This is a genomic window from Streptomyces tubbatahanensis, from assembly GCF_022699385.1.
In the GTDB taxonomy this organism is placed as follows: Bacteria; Actinomycetota; Actinomycetes; order Streptomycetales; family Streptomycetaceae; genus Streptomyces; species Streptomyces diacarni.
The window spans coordinates 2,351,048-2,366,495 of sequence record NZ_CP093846.1; the positions used below are offsets into that span (position 1 = coordinate 2,351,048).

13 protein-coding genes are annotated in these 15,448 nt (G+C 73.2%); 9 read left to right on the forward strand and 4 right to left on the reverse strand.

What is annotated here, in order from left to right:
- Window position 1 precedes the first annotated feature (1 nt).
- The 4 genes from MMF93_RS10135 to MMF93_RS10150 all read left to right on the forward strand — a co-directional run bounded on the left by MMF93_RS10135 (window position 2) and on the right by MMF93_RS10150 (window position 5,329).
- Window positions 2-1,345 carry an energy-coupling factor transporter transmembrane component T gene (locus tag MMF93_RS10135; protein WP_242750863.1) on the forward strand — a complete coding sequence of 448 codons (1,344 nt, stop codon included), beginning with the start codon at window positions 2-4 and terminating at the stop codon, window positions 1,343-1,345.
- A complete protein-coding gene (locus MMF93_RS10140) occupies window positions 1,342-2,994 on the forward strand; it encodes an ABC transporter ATP-binding protein (protein WP_242750864.1) in 1,653 nt (550 codons plus the stop codon). Before MMF93_RS10135 ends, MMF93_RS10140 begins: the two co-directional genes overlap by 4 nt.
- Before the next feature lie 200 nt (window positions 2,995-3,194).
- A complete protein-coding gene (locus tag MMF93_RS10145; RefSeq protein WP_242757440.1) occupies window positions 3,195-4,028 on the forward strand; it encodes an ECF transporter S component in 834 nt (277 codons plus the stop codon).
- A 641-nt stretch (window positions 4,029-4,669) separates the two neighbouring features.
- Window positions 4,670-5,329, forward strand: coding sequence for a TetR/AcrR family transcriptional regulator (locus MMF93_RS10150; protein ID WP_242750865.1), 660 nt, complete (start codon window positions 4,670-4,672; stop codon window positions 5,327-5,329).
- A gap of 106 nt (window positions 5,330-5,435) precedes the next feature.
- Here the strand turns inward: MMF93_RS10150 and MMF93_RS10155 are convergent, their stop codons facing one another.
- The gene (locus MMF93_RS10155; protein WP_242750866.1) at window positions 5,436-5,876 is read right to left on the reverse strand and encodes a hypothetical protein; all 441 of its coding nucleotides are present in this window, start codon (window positions 5,874-5,876) and stop codon (window positions 5,436-5,438) included.
- A gap of 150 nt (window positions 5,877-6,026) precedes the next feature.
- Here MMF93_RS10155 and MMF93_RS10160 point away from each other — a divergent pair, with 150 nt between their 5' ends.
- The gene (locus tag MMF93_RS10160) at window positions 6,027-7,286 is read left to right on the forward strand and encodes a sensor histidine kinase (RefSeq protein WP_242750867.1); all 1,260 of its coding nucleotides are present in this window, start codon (window positions 6,027-6,029) and stop codon (window positions 7,284-7,286) included.
- The gene (locus MMF93_RS10165) at window positions 7,271-7,918 is read left to right on the forward strand and encodes a response regulator transcription factor (RefSeq protein ID WP_242750868.1); all 648 of its coding nucleotides are present in this window, start codon (window positions 7,271-7,273) and stop codon (window positions 7,916-7,918) included. The genes MMF93_RS10160 and MMF93_RS10165 overlap by 16 nt, the downstream gene beginning before the upstream one ends.
- A gap of 90 nt (window positions 7,919-8,008) precedes the next feature.
- On the opposite strand, the gene MMF93_RS10170 is transcribed toward MMF93_RS10165, so the two are convergent.
- A complete protein-coding gene (locus MMF93_RS10170) occupies window positions 8,009-9,178 on the reverse strand; it encodes a steroid 3-ketoacyl-CoA thiolase (protein WP_242750869.1) in 1,170 nt (389 codons plus the stop codon).
- A gap of 343 nt (window positions 9,179-9,521) precedes the next feature.
- On the opposite strand from MMF93_RS10170, the gene MMF93_RS10175 reads away from it, so the two are divergent.
- Window positions 9,522-10,769: a cytochrome P450 gene (locus MMF93_RS10175; protein ID WP_242750870.1), complete on the forward strand. Its 1,248-nt coding sequence runs from the start codon at window positions 9,522-9,524 to the stop codon at window positions 10,767-10,769.
- Between the two features lie 15 nt (window positions 10,770-10,784).
- Here MMF93_RS10175 and MMF93_RS10180 read toward each other — a convergent pair whose 3' ends face one another.
- Window positions 10,785-11,645: an AraC family transcriptional regulator gene (locus MMF93_RS10180; RefSeq protein ID WP_242750871.1), complete on the reverse strand. Its 861-nt coding sequence runs from the start codon at window positions 11,643-11,645 to the stop codon at window positions 10,785-10,787.
- A 111-nt stretch (window positions 11,646-11,756) separates the two neighbouring features.
- Between MMF93_RS10180 and MMF93_RS10185 the strand changes: the two genes are divergently transcribed.
- Complete coding sequence (locus tag MMF93_RS10185; RefSeq protein WP_242750872.1) at window positions 11,757-12,167, forward strand: DUF2000 family protein; 411 nt, start codon at window positions 11,757-11,759, stop codon at window positions 12,165-12,167.
- A gap of 195 nt (window positions 12,168-12,362) precedes the next feature.
- On the opposite strand, the gene MMF93_RS10190 is transcribed toward MMF93_RS10185, so the two are convergent.
- The gene (locus MMF93_RS10190; RefSeq protein ID WP_423835392.1) at window positions 12,363-14,651 is read right to left on the reverse strand and encodes a bifunctional glycosyltransferase 87/phosphatase PAP2 family protein; all 2,289 of its coding nucleotides are present in this window, start codon (window positions 14,649-14,651) and stop codon (window positions 12,363-12,365) included.
- Window positions 14,652-14,907: 256 nt separating this feature from the next.
- Between MMF93_RS10190 and MMF93_RS10195 the strand changes: the two genes are divergently transcribed.
- Window positions 14,908-15,264, forward strand: coding sequence for an antibiotic biosynthesis monooxygenase family protein (locus MMF93_RS10195; protein WP_242750873.1), 357 nt, complete (start codon window positions 14,908-14,910; stop codon window positions 15,262-15,264).
- Window positions 15,265-15,448: the final 184 nt, after the last annotated feature.

Sequence of the window (15,448 nt, forward strand, 5' to 3'; positions counted from 1 at the left end):
GATGCGCCGCTCCCTGCCGGAAACACCGCACACCCCAGGGCGTCGGTTCGCCGCCCGCCCCCTGGTCAGAGCGCCGCTCACCACCCGCAGCACCGCTCTCCACCCCGGCGCCTGGTGGCTGTGGGCGCTGGGGCTGGCAACCGCCGCCTCCCGCACCACCAATCCGCTCCTCCTCGCGCTGGTGATCGCCGTGGCGGGGTACGTCGTCGCCGTGCGCCGCACCGACGCCCCCTGGGCCCGCTCGTACGCCGCCTTCCTCAGGCTGGGCATCCTGGTGCTCGCCATCCGGCTCGTCTTCGCCTTCTTCCTCGGCTCGCCCGTACCCGGCACCCACCTGCTCGTCGAACTGCCCGAGGTGCCGCTCCCCGAGTGGGCGCAGGGCGTGCGGATCGGGGGAAGAGTGACGGTGGAGGGCATGGTCTTCGCCCTGTACGACGGGCTCAAACTGGCGACCCTGCTCGTCTGCGTCGGCGCTGCGAACGCCCTCGCCAACCCCGCCAGGCTGCTCAAATCGCTGCCGGGCGCCCTCTACGAGGCCGGGGTCGCGGTGGTGGTCGCGATGACGTTCGCGCCCCACCTCGTCGCCGACGTGCGACGGCTGCGGGCGGCGCGCCGGCTGCGGGGGCGCGGCGCGCGCGGGCTGCGCGGCGTGGTCCAGGTCGGGCTCCCGGTGCTGGAGGGCGCGTTGGAGCGCTCGGTGGCGCTCGCGGCGGCGATGGACGCGCGCGGATACGGCCGCACGGCACGCGTACCGGTCGCGGTACGGCGCACCACCACCGCGCTCACCCTCGGCGGACTCCTGGGCGTGTGCGCCGGCACCTACGGCCTGCTGGCCGCGCAGGGCGCCGGTTTCGGGCTGCCGGTGCTGCTGGCCGGGCTGGCACTCGCGCTGGCCGGGCTGTGGCTCGGCGGCAGGCGAACGGTCCGCACCCGCTACCGCCCCGACCGGTGGGGCCCGCGCGCCTGGCTCGTCGCCGCGTCGGGGGCCGCCGTCGCCGGACTGATGATCAGCGCCGCCGACGCGCTCCCCGCGGCGCTCGCGCCTCCCGCCGTCCCGCTCCAGGCCCCCGCACTGCCCCTGTGGCCCGCCGCGGCCGTTCTCCTCGGCCTGCTCCCCGCCGCCGTCGCCCCCGCACCCGCCCCAGCGACCGGAGGCAGCCCCGACTCCAGTTCCGGTTCCGGGTCCTACGTGGCGACCGCCGCGGATACCGGGAGCCGCAGGAGAAAGGCGGGGCGCCCCCAGGGCGACGCCCCCTCGCCCCATCCGGGCAGCGAAGACGGTGGCCCCCGCCGGACCGCGCGAGCACTGTGGGGCCGGAACGACGACGAGGAGCGCACAGAGTGATCCACTTCGACCACGTCTCGGTCGTCTACGAGGACGCGCGGCAGCCCGCCCTCCCCACCGTCGACGCCCACCTCCCCGAAGGGGAACTGTGCCTGCTGATCGGCGCGAGCGGATCGGGCAAGTCCACGCTGCTGGGCACCGTCTCGGGCCTCGTCCCGCACTTCACCGGCGGCACCCTGCACGGCCGAGTGACGGTGGGGGGCCGCGACACCCGCACCCACAAACCCCGCGAACTCGCCGACCTCGTGGGAACGGTGGGCCAGGATCCGCTCGCCCACTTCGTCACCGACACCGTCGAGGACGAGCTGGCCTACGGCATGGAGTCGCTGGGGCTGCCCGCGGCCACCATGCGCCGCCGCGTCGAGGAGACCCTCGACCTGCTCGGCCTCAACGACCTCCGCGACCGCCCCATCGCCTCCCTCTCCGGCGGCCAGCAACAGCGCGTGGCCATCGGCTCGGTCCTCACCCCGCACCCCGAGGTCCTGGTACTCGACGAGCCCACCTCGGCTCTCGACCCGCCCGCCGCCGAGGAGGTGCTCGCCGTCATCCAGCGCCTGGTCCACGACCTGGGCACCACCGTGCTCATGGCGGAACACCGTCTCGAGCGCGTGGTGCAGTACGCCGACCAGGTGCTGCTGCTGTCCCCCGACTCCACCGCGCGCCTCGGTGACCCGGCCGCGATGCTCGCCGTCTCACCCGTGCGGCCACCCGTCACCGAACTCGGCGCCCTCGCGGGCTGGGACCCCCTCCCCCTCTCCGTACGCGACGCCCGTCGCAGGGCGCACGACCTCCGGGAACGATTGGCGACCCGGATACCTGGGGGAGGCGCGGCCCAGGCGGCCCCCATCCCATCGGCCTCCGTCCCACCGGACTCCGCCGTCCCACCCGACGACTCCGCTCCGCCGCTCGCCGAGACCTCGCGGCTCGGGCTCGTCCGCGGTCGGGTGACGGCCCTGCACGACGTCAGCCTCCGCATACGCGCGGGAGAGACCGTCGCGCTGATGGGACGCAACGGCGCCGGAAAGTCCACCCTCCTCAACACCCTCGTCGGCATGCACCGCCCCACCTCGGGCCGGGTCACGGTGGAGGGCCGAGTGCCGCACCGGACGCGCCCCGCGGAGCTGCTGCGCCACGCCGGACTCGTGCCGCAGGAGCCACGCGATCTGCTGTACGCCGACACCGTCGCCCGGGAGTGCCGGACAGCCGACGCGGACGCGGGCGCGGACCCCGGCACCTGCCGCGCCCTCGTCTCCCGGCTGCTGCCCGACATCCCCGACACCGCACACCCCCGCGATCTGTCGGAGGGCCAACGGCTCGCCCTCGCCCTGTCCCTCATCCTCACGGCCAGGCCACCGTTGCTGCTGCTGGACGAGCCCACGCGCGGTCTGGACTACGCCGCGAAGGCCCGGCTGGTGGCGCTGCTGCGCGAGCTCGCGGATGAGGGGCACGCACTGGTTCTGGCCACCCACGACGTCGAGTTGGTGGCCGAGATCGCCCACCGGGTCGTCATCCTCGCGCAGGGCGAGACCGTGGCCGACGGGCCCACCCACGAGGTCGTCACCTCCTCTCCCGCCTACGCCCCGCAGGTCTCCAAGATCCTCGCCCCGCAGCCGTGGCTGACGGTCGCCCAGGTCAGGGAGGCGCTGTGAGACGACGCTCGGACCCGGCGGCGGAGCCGGGGCCCACCGACACACCTGCGACCGCGGCCCCGACACCGGAGCGCTCCACCCCGTCCACGGCACCCGCACCTCCGGCCCGGACATCCGCACCGGCACCCGCGCATGCGTCCGGGGCCGGGCCCGCACCCACGCCCGCACCTGCGTCCGGGCCCGGGGCGAAGGTCAGGGCGATTCGGCTCGGGCCGCGGTCGATCGCCGCGCTCGCTCTCACCAGCGCCACCGGCCTGGCCGCCTTCGCCTGGCCGCTGTTGGCCGGGCGGGGCTCCGGGCTGGCGCACTCGCAGGACGCGCCATGGCTGTTCGCCGCGCTGCTTCCCCTTCTGCTCGCGGTCGCCGTCGCGACCGTGTCCGACACCGGGCTGGACGCCAAAGCCGTGGCCATGCTCGGCGTACTGGCCGCGGCCGGTGCCGCGCTGCGGCCGCTGGGCGCGGGCACCGCCGGGCTGGAGCCGATGTTCTTTCTGATGGTGTTGTCGGGCCGGGTCCTCGGGCCCGGTTTCGGTTTCGTGCTCGGTGCCGTCTCGATGTTCGCCGGGGCCCTGCTCACCGGCGGGGTCGGGCCGTGGATGCCGTTCCAGATGCTGTCCATGGGCTGGGTTTCCATGGGGGCGGGGCTGCTGCCTGGCGCGGCCACGCTGCGAGGCCGCAGGGAGCTACTGCTTCTCGCCGCGTACGGGGCGGTCTCCGCGCTGCTCTACGGGTTGGTCATGAATATGCAGGGCTGGCCGTACATCGCCGGGCTCGGTTCCGGTCTCTCCTTCGTGCCCGGCGATCCGGTGCACGAGAACCTGGCAAGGTACGGGGCCTACGTGGTGGCCACCTCCCTGGGGTGGGACGTTCCGCGGGCTCTTCTCACCGTCGTGCTGACTGCCACGTTGGGAGGCACGGTGCTGCGGGCACTGCGCCGGGCCACCCGGCGTGCCGCCTTCGACGCGTCAGGCGCGTTCGCGGCGCCGCCGGAGAGAGACGGAACCGGCGACGACCGGGCGCGGCCCCGGGCGTGAGGCGGTCCTGGCGGGCGTGGGCTCGGGCCGCCTGACGGAGTTACCGCGTTCCTGCCCGACCCCGACGGGCAGGAACGCGGGGTCTCGGATGAGGTCCCGCCGACGGGACCTCTCAGCGCGTGCGGCGACGCGGACTCGCCGCTCTTCTCCGTTCGAGGCGACGCCCTCGCCGGAGGGAGGGCACGGAGGAGGGCTCCGTTTCCCGAGCCGCGGCAGCGGCGCGCGGAGGGCCGCTGCCTCAGCCGCGCTCGGCGAGCGGCCGACCGGACGCGCCGACCCGTCTCGGGTGCAGGCGTCTTGCGTTCAGGCGTCTTGCGTGGCGGCGTCTCGCGCGGAGGTCTCTGAGGCGGAGATGTCTCGCGCCCTGGCAGGAGATGCCGACAGGTCTGTCGACAGGTCGCACGGCGGCACCCGGCCTCTCGGCAGAGGCGCGCGGGATGTGCGCACCGACGACGGCCGGGGCTGCACTCAGCCCGGCCCCCGCCAGCTCACCTAAGCGTGTCCCTCGCGACGTCGTGCGCTCGGCCATGCTTCGGCCCCCCGTTCACTCCCCGTTACGGACACGAGAACGCTCGTTCTCGATTCCGGTAAGACCGTATCGTAGAGAACGGCGGTTCTCAAGACCTGGGGAGAACGGAAGCATGAACGTCGACAACACCATCGAGACCCGCATCCTCAGCGCTGCGGACGCCCTCTTCTACGAGTACGGCGTGCAGTCCGTGGGGATGGACAGGATCCGTGACGCTTCCGGCGTCTCGCTCAAGAAGATCTACCAGTGCTTCCCCTCGAAGGGGGCGCTCGTGGAGGCCTATCTCCGCCGCCGCGACCGGTGGGCGCGCACCGCGCTGGAGGAGCGCGTGGCCGACCACACCGACCCGGAGTCCCGGGTCCTGGCGGTCTTCGACTGGCTCTACGACTGGGTGGACGGGCCCGACTTCCACGGCTGCGCGTTCATCAACGCCTTCGGCGAACTGGGGGCGGGCTCCCAGGGGGTCGTCGAGGCGGTCCGCGAGCACAAGTCGGCGGTCCGCACCTTCCTGCGCGGTCTGGCGTTCGAGACGGGCGCGACCGACCCCGACTGGCTGGCCTCCCAGCTGTCCGTGCTGCTCGACGGGGCGATGAGCAACGCGTCCATCAGCGACTCCCCCACCCCGGCGCGGCACGCGCGCTCCGCGGCGAGGACGCTGCTGCACGGTGCGGCCACGGCGGGAGACGCGCCGGCGGAGGCGGCGGGGCACGAGGAGCCGGCAACGGGCCCGCGGGAGCCGGCGAGCACCGCGAGCGCGGCGTCGGGCAGCTGACGGCTCACGACCGGCGACCGACCGCTCACGGTCGACGGCCGGCCGGAAGATCAGGGGCAGACGCGGGTCCCCCGGTCAGGCGCGCGGAGCGGCGCCCGACGCCCGGTCAGTGCCCCTCGGGGAAGGCGGCGCGCAGTGCGGAGCCGCGGGTGGTGAACGCGACTCGGATGACGGGCAGCACGCAGACGACCTGCATCGCGGCGTACCACGGCGGACAGACACCCGGGATCAGGTCGACGCCGATGATCGCTGTCGGCATGATGACGGCGAGAGCCCTTACTCGCTCGAAGGCCGGTCGGGATCCCCGGGAAGCGGAGACGGTCATCCGGTGGATCAGGACGGCGACCACGGGCAGCAGCACTGCCCGGACCCACATGAACGTGTTCACCGTGTGGCCGCTGATCGACACCGCGACGACCGCCAGGACGGCGACGGCGCTCAGCGCGCCGTACACCTTGACGCAGCTCCTCGCCGTGTCGAACGCCCCTTGGGCGCGGGGGGTGTTGAGGAGTGCCGCATCGGCCGCGGTGTGCGCGTTGGTTTCCATGCTCACGACGCTATGAAGTGCTTGACCGACGCGGTATCCGTCTGGACGCACAGGCAGGTGGGGGTAGCCCCACTCCTTTCCTGAACAGGGAAGGAGCGGGCTCAGCGCGGTGCACAGTGGGAGCACCGAACGGTGAGCGAAGGATGCGTCATGAGACAGGTGGGTTCGTGGGTGGCACGTGTCGGCGTGGGGTTCACGCGGGCATGCGTCGTGACGGTCGTCAGCATGCTGGTCCCGGCCGTGTGGGCCGCCGCCGTGGCGCTGGGGATCTGGTGGGGTGCGGCGAACCCCTGGTCGTGGGTGGCGCCGCTCGTGCTGGTGTGCGGGGGGACGCTCGCGTTGTCCCGCCCGGTCTGCCGGATGGTCCGCTTCCTCGTCGCACGGTGGACCGCCACCGTCGTCCCCGCCGGATACCGGCAGGCCGCACCGGTGACACGGATGTCCACCGGGTACTGGTGGAACGGCTTCTCCTACGAGCGCACCCGCCGGGACGCCCTTCTGGATCAGAAGGGGCGGCTCCGGTGGAAGGACCCCGCCACCTGGCGCGACCTGCGCTTCACGGGGATCGTGCCGCTCACCGCGGGCGTGGTCGCCGCCGTCCCGCCCGCCGGGGTGGCCGCGGCGGTCCTCGGGCTCAGCCGGCCCGGGCTCGTCGCGCGTCTCGTCGGGGCACTCGGCCTGGCCCTGGCCGTCGCCTCCGCCCCGTACGCTTGGCGGCTCGTCGAGCCGGTGGCCGTCCGCTTCCTGCGTCTCTCGCCTGCGATGGTGCTGGCGGGCCGGGTGGAGGAGCTGACCGCCCAGCGCGCGGACTCGACGGTCGCGCAGGCCGCCGAGATCCGCCGGATCGAGAGGGATCTGCACGACGGAGCGCAGGCGCGCCTGGTTGCGCTCGGACTCTCCCTGGCCACCGCGGAGAAGCTGATGGAGACCGACCCGGAGCGGGCCAAGGAACTGATGCGGGACGCGCGGGTCGGCGCCACCGCCTCGCTGGCCGAACTCCGCGAGCTGATCCGGGGGATCAGTCCCCCCGTGCTGAACGAGCGCGGCCTCGTCGACGCAGTGCGCGCCCTCGCCCTGGACATCCCGCTCGACGTGACCGTCAGCGCTGACGGCCGGCTGACCCTGGACCCGCCGATCGAGTCGGCCCTCTACTTCGGCGTCGCCGAACTGCTGACCAACGCGGTGCGGCACGCCCACGCCTCGCGGGCGCGCGTCAGCCTCGCCAGAAACGAGGCCGACCTCGTTGTCGAGGTCGAGGACGACGGCCGGGGCGGGGCCGACGAGCGAGCCGGCGGCGGGCTCGCAGGCATGCGACGCCGCCTCGCGGTCTTCGACGGCACCCTGGAGATCACCAGCCCACCGGGCGGACCGACCCGTGTCAGGATGGCGCTGCCATGCGAATCGTTGTAGCCGAAGACCTCTACCTCCTGCGCGACGGGATGGTCCGCCTGATCGAGGCGTACGGGCACCAGGTGGTGGCGACCGCGACCACCGGACCTGAAACGCTCGACGCGCTGCGGGCGTGGCGCCCGGATGTGTCCGTCATCGACGTCCGCATGCCGCCGGACCAGTCGGACGAGGGCCTGCGGGCAGCCCTCGCCGCCCGCAGCGAGGTGCCCGGACTGCCGGTTCTCATCCTCTCCCAGCACGTCGAGCAGCTGTACGCCCGCGAGCTCCTGGTCGACGGCTCCGGCGGTGTGGGCTACCTCCTCAAGGAGAGCGTGTTCGACGCCGACCAGTTCCTCGGCGCCCTTGAACGCGTCGCGGGCGGCGGGACCGCCATGGACCCGGCCGTCATCGCGAAACTGCTGTCCGGCAGATCCCCGAGCCGGGGGCTCGAACGGCTCACCGAACGCGAGTACTCCGTGCTGGCCCTCATGGCCGAGGGACTGTCCAACCAGGCCATCGGCCGCCGCCTCTTTCTCAGCGAGAGCGCCATCAGCAAGTACACCACCTCCATGTTCGGCAAGCTCGGCATCTGTGATGACGACGACACCAACCGCCGTGTCCGCGCCATCCTCACCTACCTGAACAAGCCTTAGCCTGTTCCCGCAGCAGGGCTTTCCGGCCGGGCCCGGAGCAGGCGCAGGACGCACCCGGGAGCCCCCGGGGTCCGTGCGCCCCGCGCGTCCTCACAACCGCTGCAGGATCGTCGCCGTGGACAGCGCGCCGCCCGCGCACATGGTGATGAGGGCGAACTCCTTGTCGCTCCGTTCCAGTTCGTGCAGGGCGGTGGTCAGCAGCCGGGCGCCCGTGGCGCCGACGGGGTGTCCGAGTGCGATGGCTCCGCCGTTGACGTTGACCTTGGCCAGGTCCTGGTCGAAGACTTGGGCCCAGGACAGGACGACGGAGGCGAAGGCCTCGTTGATCTCGACCAGGTCGATGTCCTTGAGGGACATGCCCGCCTTGCCCAGGACGGCGCGAGTGGCGTCGACGGGGCCGTCGAGGTGGAAGTGCGGGTCGGCGCCGACCAGGGCCTGGGCGACGATCCGTGCCCGCGGCCGGAGTTTCAGCGCCCGTGCCATGCGCTTGGAGGCCCACATCACGGCGGCGGCCCCGTCGGATATCTGCGAGGAGGAGCCGGCGGTGTGCACGGCGGTGGGCAGGACGGGCTTGAGCCGGGCGAGCGCCTCCAGGGAGGTGTCGCGAAGCCCCTCGTCCCGCTCGACGGAGCGCCACATGCCCTCGCCCGCCGCCTGTTCCTCCTCGGTGGTGGGCACCTGGACGGCGAACGTCTCGCGCTTGTAGCGCTCCTCCGCCCAGGCGGCGGCGGCGCGCTGCTGGGAGAGCAGGCCGAGGGCGTCGACGCGTGCGCGGGTCAGTCCGCGGTGGCGGGCGATGCGCTCGGCGGCCTCGAACTGGTTGGGCAGGTCGACGTGCCACTCCTCGGGCCAGGGTTTGCCGGGGCCGTGCTTGGAGCCGCTGCCCAGGGGCACGCGGGTCATCGCCTCGACGCCGCAGCCGATGCCGATGTCGATGACGCCGGCGGCCACCATGTTGGCGACCATGTGGTTGGCCTGCTGGGAGGAGCCGCACTGGCAGTCGACGGTGGTGGCGGCGGTCTCGTAGGGCAGCCCCGCGGCGAGCCAGGCGTTGCGCGCCGGGTTCATGGACTGCTCGCCCGCGTGCGTGACGGTGCCGCCGACGACCTGTTCGACGCAGTCGGCGTGGATGCCCGTGCGGCCGAGGAGTTCGCGGTAGGTCTCACCCAGCAGGTAGGCGGGGTGCAGGGTGGCGAGGGCGCCGGAGCGCTTGCCGATGGGGGTGCGTACTGCTTCGACGATGACGGGTTCGGCGGCCATGAGTCGTCCTCTCCAGCCCGGCTGGCTCCCCACCAGCACGACGAACACAACTAGTACGCGTTCTAGTTCTTCGGACAGTGTGAGGAGGCGGCTCCCCGCCGCGCAAGGGGCGTGCACGAGTCCGGCGTGCGCCCCGTACGCAAGTTCCGCCGCCGTGGCCCTTGCCACTTGTAGAACCCGTTACTACCTTCGGGGCGATTCTGATGGCCCGTCAGCACCACGCGGTGGCGCCCTGGGCGCCTCCCGCCTCGACGGCTCCCCCGGTGCCCGTGGTGCCGGGGCTGCTTGGGGTGCCGCCTGTGCCATGAGGGCCCGAGACCCGACAGAGGGAGTGGAGCCGCCGATGTCCTCCTGCCCCGCGCTGCCCGACGGGTTCGACTTCACCGATCCGGACGTCTACCAAGAGCGTGTCCCCCTGCCCGAGTTCACCCTGCTGCGCGAGACGGCCCCGGTGTGGTGGAACCCGCAGCCGCACAACGTGGCCGGATTCGCGGACGACGGCTACTGGGTGGTGACGCGGCACGCCGACGTCAAGGAGGTCTCCACCCGCCCGGAGCTGTTCTCCTCGAACCTGAACACCGCCGTCATCCGCTTCGCCGACCACATGACGCGCGACCAGATCGACATCCAGAAGCTCATCATGCTGAACATGGACCCGCCCGAGCACACCCGGGTGCGCCAGATCGTGCAGCGGGGCTTCACCCCCCGGGCCATCCGCGCGCTGGAGGACGCACTGCGCGAGCGCGCGCGGCGCATCGTGAGCGGCGCGAGGGAGGCGGGAAGCGGCGACTTCGTCACGGACATCGCCGTCGAACTGCCCCTCCAGGCCATCGCCGAGCTCATCGGCGTCCCACAGGAGGACCGCTCCCGCATCTTCGAGTGGTCCAACAAGATGGTCGCTTACGACGACCCCGAGTACGCCATCACGCAGGAGGTGGGCACCCAGTCGGCGGCCGAACTCGTCTCGTACGCGATGACGATGGCGCAGGCACGCAAGGAGTGCCCCGCGCACTACGCGAACGACATCGTCAGCAAACTCGTGGCCGCCGAGGGCGAGGGCAATCTGAACGCGGACGAGTTCGGCTTCTTCGTGATCCTGCTGGCGGTGGCGGGGAACGAGACCACACGCAACGCCATCAGCCACGGTATGCACGCCTTCCTCACGCACCCCGAGCAGTGGGAGCTGTTCACCCGCGAGCGGCCCGCCACCGCGGCCGAGGAGATCGTGCGCTGGGCCACGCCCGTGGTCTCCTTCCAGCGCACCGCCACCCAGGACACCGAACTGGGCGGGCGGAAGATCTCCGCCGGGCAGCGCGTCGGCCTCTTCTACTCGTCGGCCAACAACGACCCGGAGGTCTTCGCCGATCCGCACGTCTTCGACATCACCCGCGACCCCAACCCGCACCTCGGGTTCGGCGGCGGAGGGCCGCACTTCTGCCTGGGCAAGAGCCTCGCCGTGCTGGAGATCAACCTGATCTTCCACGCCATAGCCGACCTGGTACCCGGCATCTCCCTGGCCGGCGCCGAACCCCGCAGGCTCCGCTCGGCCTGGATCAACGGCATCAAGGAGCTGCGGGTCCACTACGGATGACGGCCACGCGCAGCCTCACGCGGCGCGCGTGTACGCGCCCGGCGTGATGCCGTAACAGCGGACGAACCAGCGGTGCAGATGGGCCTGGTCGGCGAAGCCGCAGCCCGCCGCCGCCTCGGCCGCCGTGGCGCCGCCCGCCAGCATTCGCCGGGCCGCGCGCAGCCGCAGCTGCCGCTGGTAGTCGCTGGGCGGCATGCCCATCTCGGCGCGGAACGCGCGGTAGAGGGCGAAACGACTGCACCCGGCCGCCCGCGCCAGCCGCTCGGCCGGGACCTCCCCCGCCCAGTCGTCCTCCAGCAGCCGGCGGGCGCGGCGTACGGCAGCGGTTCCGGCGCGCGCTTCGGTGACGCGCGCGGGGCTGTGCGCGCCCCGGCGCACCATGGCGAGAACGGCGTCCGTCAGCCGCTCGTCCCGCGCCAGCGCACCCGCTGCGGCGCCGGCCGAGACGGCGGCGTTCAGCCGCAGCAGCGCGCGCCGCAGCACCGGATCCTCGCGCACCGGCTGCGGGAACAGCGGCATGGGGGCGTCGCGGCCCGCCGCGTCGGTGAGGACGGAGCGGACGAGGCCGGGGCCCAGGTGGACGATGCGGTAGGTGAAGCCCTGCTCGACGGCCGACTCGCCGTCGTGCGGATCGTCCGGGTTGAAGGCCATCACCATGCCCGCGCCGCTGGTGTGCCGCCCGCCACGGCAGTGGAAGCGCTGCGCACCCGTCTCGGTCACGGCGAAGGAGTAGGCATCGTGGCTGTGCCGGTGGAAGACGTGCCCGGTGAAGTGTGCGCGCATGGCCTCCACCGGCTGGCCGGGCGCCCGCCAGTAGCGGACCCAGTCGCCCGCCGCGGTGCCGTCTGAGACCTCCCGGCGCGCGCACTCACCCATGGCGTCAGTCTGCCAGGGCCACCCGCCGCGCCGCGGAGCCGTCCACGAGGTGGGCACAGCTCGCGCACGAGCGTTCAATACGGCCGTCCGCGGCGCCCGCAACCTGGGCTCATGCGTTTCGATACGAAGATCGCCGTCGTCGTCCGCGCCGACCTCGCGGACTGGCAGAAGCTCAACGTGACCGCGTTCTTGGCCAGCGGGATCGCGCACGCCTCTGACGAGGTGATGGGCGAGCCCTACGAGGACGGCTCAGGCAACCTGTACCTGGCACTGGCCCGCGAGCCTGTGCTCTGTTTCGCGGCGGACGCGGACGGGCTCGCGACGACGCACCGGCGTGCGCTCTCCCGCGGTCTGGCCACCGCCGTCTACACGGACGAGATGTTCGCCACGGGCAACGACGCGGACAACCGCGCCGCCGTCCGGGCGGTCGAGGCCGACAAGCTCACCCTCGCGGGGCTGGGGCTCTACGGCCCGCGGAACGCGGTGGACCGTGCGGTCAAGGGTCTGAAGCTGCACGGGTGACGCGGCGGGCCGGCCGCCGCGTCACGCGCGGCGCGGTGCGCCGGCGGCCGCCGCCCCGCCCACCGGCGGCAACCCCGTCCACCAACGGTCAGTCGACGACTGTCCCGCCCTCCGACCGCCTCGCCCCTCCGACGGGCCTCCGCCGGCAGTCTCGTCCACCGGCGAGCCCCCGACGGCCGCCTCGGCCATCGGCAGTCAGCCGACGGTTGTCCCGCCGGGCGGCGAACCGGAAGGGGCGTTCTCGGCCGAAGGACCGGCAGCGTCCCTTCCGCCCGGCGGAACACCGTCGTCGCTCCCCGCCGACGGACCGGCAGCGCTCCTCTCGCCCGGCGGAACACCAGCGGCGCTTCCGTCCGAAGGACCCGCAGCGGAACCGGTTTCCGGCGGCCGCGGCCGGCCGTCCGTTCCGCCCGGTGGCGGTCCCGCGGCGGGCGCCCCGCGTTCCCGCAGCCGGGCCAGCCACCGCGCGCCGGCGAAGCCCGCCACCACGGCCAGGACGCCGCCCACCGCGTCGAGCAGGTAGTGGTTGGCGGTGGCCATCACCACGAACGTGGTCATCAGCGGGTAGAGGACGCCCAGCGCCCGCAGCCAGAGGTTCCGCGTCATCATGAAGACGACCACGGCGCACCACAGCGACCAGCCCACGTGCAGCGAGGGCATCGCGGCGTACTGGTTGGACAGCGAGGTGAGCGCGCCGAAGTCGGGGTCGGACAGGTCCTGCGGCCCGTGCGCCGTATCGACGTAGCCGAGGCCCGGCATCAGGCGCGGCGGCGCGAGCGGGTAGAGCCAGAAGCCCACAAGACCCAGCAGGGTCGCGCAGCCCAGCGCCGTGCGCGCGCCGCGGTAGCGGGGCACCCGGCGGGCGTACAGCCAGGCCAGCAGGGCGATCGGCACCAGGAAGTGGAACGTCGAGTAGTAGAAGTCGCAGGCGTCGCGCAGCCACTGGGTGCGCACCGCCAGCCTGTTGAGGCCGTGTTCGACATCCAGGTGCAGGAAGGACTCCGCGCCGAGGATCTGGTGTCCGTGGCCCTCCGCGAGGGAGCGGGAGTCGGGCGCGTGCCCGCGCACCCAGGAGTAGGCCCAGTACCAGACGCGGATCAGCAGCAGCTCCAGCATCAGGTTGGGCCGGCTGAGAGCGCCCATGGGTTCGGGCGCGTCCCACACGGCCGCGTCGCGGCGCATGAAGGGGACGACACAGGAGGCGAGCAGTGCCGCGAGCAGCACCGCGTTCTCGCCGAACACCCCGAAGACGGCGACCTTCGGGACCAGCGCGCTGCCGTCCAACGTCATCACCATGGCGACGAAAACCGGCCACACCAGCCGGTCCCCTGTGCGTCGGCCCACCCGGCCGACCACGGCCAGCAGCACCCACAGCTGCTGGTGCTGCCAGGCGACCGGGGAGGCCACCACGGCGGCGCTGCCGACGATCGCCGCGGCCAGCAGCGGCTGCCCGTCCCGCGCGTAGCGGACCGCGCGGCGCAGCGCCAGCCAGCCCACCGCGGCCGCCGCCAGCGCGAACAGCACGATCTCGGCAGGTCCGTGCAGTCCCGCGCGCAACAGGGCGCCGTGCAGCGACTGGTTGGCGCTCGCGTCGGCGGGCCCGCCCAGCCCCGCGCCCGCGAGGTGGTGGATCCAGTACGCCGTGGAGTCGCCGGGCATCACGACCCAGGTGGCGAGCGTGCACAGCAGGAAGGTGCCTGTGCCGGTGACCGCCGCCTGACGGCGGCCGGTGAACCACAGCAGCGGCAGGAACAGCACGGTGGCCGGCTGCAGCGCGCACGCCACACCGATCAGGGCACCCCCCGTCCCCGCGCCCAGGAGGGCGCGGCCCGTGCCCGACAGCGCGACGGGCCGCTCGACGGATGCCTTGTCCGCCCGGTGGGACGTTTCCGGCTCTCCTCGCGCGCCGCCCAGCAGCCAGCCGGCCAGCACCAGCAGCACGGGCAGCACGCTGGTCTGGCCCAGGTGGAAGGTGTTGCGTACGGGTATGGAGAGCGCCAGCAGGCTCAGCGCGGCCGGTACGGCGCACAGCGCGGCACGCCGCGAGACGGGCCCCGGCAGCGCCCTGGCCGCCAGGACGCCGACGGCGGCGACCAGCAGCATCGTGCCGAACGTCCAGGCGACGCCGAGCGTCTGCTCGGCGGCGCGGGTGAGCGGTTTGAGTACCAGCCCGGCGAACGGCGTACCGGTGAAGGGCTGGTCACCGTCGTAGAGCGAATCGTGCAGGCGCAGTACGCCGTTGTCGCCGAGCCAGGCGAACAGGTCGACCAGCCGTTCCTCCTGCGGGAGCCGCAGCACGGCGGTGGCCTGCCGCACCGCCAGGCCGAGTGTGAGGACCCACAGGCCCGCCAGGAGCACGCCAGGACGGAAGCCCGCGCGGCTCCACGGCCGTGTGGCACCCTGTCCTGGGCCGTTCCCGCCCCCGGACCACTTCCCGCCGCGGTCGGGGCCCTTGGACCCCTCCGCCACCGATTCCGCCGCCACGCCCCGCCGTCTCCGTCCTGTCCGCCGGTCAGCTCACCGCCGGCCCCCCGCGCTGTACCACTGTGTCCGGGCCGCACCGCACGGATGTGCGCCCGCGACCTCCTCACGTCAGACGCGAGAAACCTACTCGCTACCTGACAGCCGCGCCCGGTCGGTTGACCAGAACGGGACAAGCCTTTCCGCGCACGGAGAGGCAGCGGCCGGGGCACGGGTGCCGGGCCGCCGGTACCCGCGGCAGGTGAGGCAGGATGGGGACATGAGCATCGTCAAGATCAACGCGCTGACCGTGCCGGCTGAGCAGCGGGAGGTGCTGGAGCAGCGCTTCGCCGCCCGTAAGGGGTTCGTGGAGAGCGCCGACGGCTTCGAGTGGTTCGAACTGCTGCGCCCCCTGGAGGGTTCGGACCGCTACCTCGTCTACACCCGCTGGCGGGACGAGGAGGCGTTCCAGGCGTGGATGAACGGCCCCATGAAGGAAGCGCACCAGCGCGCGAAGGGCGACGACAGCGAGAACGGCGACAGCGGCGCCGAGAGCGCGGAGCGCCCGAAGCCGGCCGCGACCGGTTCCGAGACCTGGTCCTTCGAGGTCGTGCAGCAGGCCCCGCCGAAGAAGTGAGCCGGCCCGGGACGCCCCGGGACGGCTCCGCCGAGCGTCCGGCAGGACGGTGGAGTGGGCGTCCGGATGGACGGTCAGAGGGGCGTCCGGCAGGACGGTGGGAGGGGCGACCGGCAGGACGGTGAGGTGACCGTCCGGCGGAGGCGGTCACACGAGGCGTCCGAGGGTCGGTCAGAGGGGCGCC